Source organism: Streptomyces sp. NPDC026417, assembly GCF_055567695.1.
Genome location: NZ_JBVHPY010000094.1, coordinates 1 through 3,507 on the forward strand (window position 1 = coordinate 1; position 3,507 = coordinate 3,507).

Genomic DNA, 3,507 nt, shown 5'->3' on the forward strand with positions numbered 1-3,507 from the left:
CGCCGCCTGCGCATCCGCTGGGAACGACGCGACGACATCCACGAAGCCTTCCTCGGACTCGCCGTCTGCCTGATCACCCACCGCCACGTCCAACGCCTTTGTTAGGGACAGTAAAGGGCGACGGAGTTCACCCGGCCATGCTCGGCATCGCCCGGCTCCACAACCTGCCCTCACCGGATAACTCACACCCCACACGGGACAACCTCTAGCGACAACCTCAAAGATCAGGACGTCACACGTAGACGGCGACGAGGGGTGAGGTATTCGATGACGCCCTGCTTGGCAGGTTTTCGGTAGACATCTCACGCAATGTCTTAATGTGACATGTCGGCACACCTCTCGGCTTCTCTCGTCGAACGCGGGCAATCATAGAGTCAAAAAAACCGATCAAAGGGAGTTAGGATGGTGGACGCGTGAGGTCCACAACTGACCGGACTGGGGCTTACGCCGAGCAGTGCCAAGAGACGCCGCTGGCGGATTCAGTTCCGGCGGAGTGCATTGCTCGGCCGATCCGGAGTGCGTGCCCAGCGGCCCGAGCAGGGGCTTCTCGGCACGACTCTTGTGAACAGCAACCGCGGAAGGTGAGGCCCCAACCTGCCTTCGCTCCTACTGGGCCGTAATGGAATGAACTGCGTGATCGTGGTGCGGCGATTGCATGCCCAGGAAGCGCGAGGTAGACACCTGGCGAAAATTGGGTACCATCCTTGTATGGCACAGAAGATTGTTACCGTTTACACGGATGACCTTACGGGTGCGGAATCCGAAGAGGTACGGACGCACACCTTCTCCCTGGATGGGGTAAAGTACGAAATTGACCTGATCTCGGACAACTATGACAAGCTCTTCGAGGCGCTTGCCCCATTCATCGAAAAGGGCCGCAAGACCGGTCGGGCGAGCAAGGCAGGCCGGCCGCGTAAAGTACAGTCCGAGGGGCCTAGTTCCGAGGAACTTCGAGCTTGGGCACGAGAGAACGACTATCAAGTCAACGACCGGGGGCGCGTACCAGCCGCTGTTCATGAGGCTTACCGCAAGGCTCACTGACCAAACATCATTGTCCCCCCGCTCCGCCTCCGTGGACCTTGCCACTGCCGACGCGGGGTCCGGCTTAGCAATGCGGTCTGAAGTGTCTGCGTAGCGCGTATGGCGCCAATCTTAAAGGGCGTTGCAGAAGGCCAGAGCGATCTCCAGATGCAGCCTGCAGTTGTCAGCTAGGTTCGGGCCAAAATGCTGCACAGGTAGGCAGTCGATCAGGTTCAGTTGTCTGGATCCGAGCGAGAGCGTCGACGTAAAACACGCTTGAGGGTCTGTCTGCAGATAACGGAACTTGCCCGGAGTGGGAAGGATGCGCGAGTGACCGCTGCTTCGTAAGGGGTGGCAGTCTTGATGCCCCTATGGATGCCAACCGGCCCTATGGATGTCAACCGGCGGGGAATGGTGCCGGGGCTTACTTTCTGGCTGTGAGCAGGGCTTAGTAGATCTCGCGGGCCACGTAGCGTTTGAGGCATCGGATGGCTTCGCGTCGTGTCTTGCCCTCGCTGACTCGTCGTTCCACGTAAGAACGGATGCGGGTGTCCCATCGCAAACGGGCGATGACGATGGTGTAGAGCGCTGAATTGGCCTGGCGGTCGCCGCCGCGGTTGGGTCGGCGGCGCCGGGTCTTTCCAGACGATGCTTCCACGGGGCTGGCACCGCAGAGGCCGAGGTTGAGGCTTCGCTCGCCAGGCGGTCGGGGTCGTCGCCGGCCGCGGTCAGCAGGGCTGCTGCCGTGTCCGGACCGACACCGTAGAGCTCCAGGGGCTTGGGTGAGCAAGCATCGATCGCTGTGCTGATCCGTGCCGTGAGGTCGTTGATCTCCTCGGTGAGATGCAGGATTCGCTTGGCCAGGAGCCGGAGCGTGGGCGGGATGCCGCCTGCGGCCCGTGCCGGGCGCGGGCCCGCAGCTGCGAACACCGGCGGATGAGTTTGGGGTTGCTCAGCCCGCCCAGTGACTCACGCAAGGCCGGCTCTGCCGCCACGAGCACGGCCTTGAGCTGGTTGATGGCCATGGACCGGGACTTGACTGCGGAGGTCTTGGCCATCTTGAACAGCCGGATCGTCTCCACCGGGCCGTCGGTCGTCTTGGCGGTGGCTGTGGCTCGGCCGGAGAGGATCGCCCGGGCGGCGGCTGCCGCATTGATGGAGTCGTACTTGCCGTGTCGGCGTCGGGCGGCCTTGTCGGGCTGGTTGGCCTCGCTGACCGTGATGCCTTCTTGGTGCAGATAGCGAGTGAGGGCGGCTCCGTAGGAGCCGGTGCACTCCACCCCGGCCTGCCGTAACCGCCCGAAAACACGTGCCCAGAAGAGCAGTTGGCGATATCCCTCCCGGGTCGTGGGGAAGCTTTGCGTGTCCAGCAGAAAACCGGTGCTAGTGATGACCGCACCCACGTGGACATCTTTGTGTGTATCGACTCCGAGCAGGACCTGTTAGTGCTGATCAGTTGTGTCCTGACGTGGATGGCTCTGTTGAGTTATGCTGGGCATGGTCGCCTCGCTCCTGATCGCCTCGGGAAACGCCGGGGGTTGACGCCGGAACGGTGTGGCGGTCAGGACTGTGACGATGCCTGTCGCGAAGGCCCCTATCGGGACACGCCCACCGTTTCGGTAACAGCACGCACCGCCTCAGGCAGCAGCCGGCAGATCAAACGCAAGGCACCAGGGCCAGTCGTATCGCGGGCCAGACCACTACCCAAGGCGGCACCCCAGCATCCTCACAGTCGTATCTGGTGGAGATATCGGGAAGCCCGTGCCGCAGTTGAAGCAGCGCTCAACTACGTTGCGTTGCGACGGTGGTAGATTTGACGATCGGATGTCCGGTGGCCGGCAGCCACGGGGGCCGCGCTGTTGGTCGGCCTTCTCCGGGATGGTTCCGGTGACGCCATGCTTGCGCGGGTGGGGCGCGGGGATCCTTGGGAGCTGTGGGCGATTTTCGGTGTTGGCCTGGTCGGCCGTGCTGGTCACCGCGGCGAGCGTGCAGGACTCCATCGCCGGCACCCAGCTCCTGGACCAGGTCGCACCGAACATCCCCGCATCCGCAAGGTATGGGTATGGGCCGACGGCGGCTACCGCCAGCACCTTGTCGAGCACGCCGCTGTCCTCGACATCGACATGGAAAACACTTAACGCAAGCCCGGGACGAGGGGGTTCGCCCCGATCCCGAAGCGGTAGGTGGCCGAGCGGACCTACGGCTGGCTCATGCTCCACCGCCGCCTCGCCCGCGACTACGAAACCCACCCGCTCCGAAGCCATGATCCATGTCGCGATGGCAGACCTCATGACCCGCCGCCTCACCAGCGAGAACACCATCTCCTGGCGCGACCCGGCACCGCAGCCCAAACAGTAGATTTTCCGGGATGAAACAACGGGAGAAAACGGCCTCTTAGACGGTGTCCTATGTGGTGAGGCGGAGGAGCCTCTTGTAGCAGCAGAGGGCGGCGGCGAGTCCGAGAAACGCCAGGTAGTTGCGGGGGTG

The 3,507-nt window shown here is 63.0% G+C and carries 1 protein-coding gene and 3 pseudogenes; 3 read left to right on the forward strand and 1 reads right to left on the reverse strand.

Annotated elements, in window-relative coordinates:
- Nucleotides 1-105, forward strand: a pseudogene (locus tag ACZ4NT_RS38970) (IS5/IS1182 family transposase); the annotation flags it as partial.
- A gap of 603 nt (nucleotides 106-708) precedes the next feature.
- Entirely contained in the window at nucleotides 709-1,041 is a 333-nt protein-coding gene (locus ACZ4NT_RS38975; RefSeq protein ID WP_467730163.1) for a histone-like nucleoid-structuring protein Lsr2, read from the forward strand.
- A gap of 427 nt (nucleotides 1,042-1,468) precedes the next feature.
- On the opposite strand, the pseudogene ACZ4NT_RS38980 reads toward ACZ4NT_RS38975, so the two are convergent.
- A pseudogene (locus tag ACZ4NT_RS38980) lies at nucleotides 1,469-2,456 on the reverse strand (IS110 family RNA-guided transposase).
- A 526-nt stretch (nucleotides 2,457-2,982) separates the two neighbouring features.
- On the opposite strand from ACZ4NT_RS38980, the pseudogene ACZ4NT_RS38985 reads away from it, so the two are divergent.
- Nucleotides 2,983-3,378: pseudogene (locus ACZ4NT_RS38985) on the forward strand (transposase); the annotation flags it as partial.
- Nucleotides 3,379-3,507 lie beyond the last annotated feature (129 nt).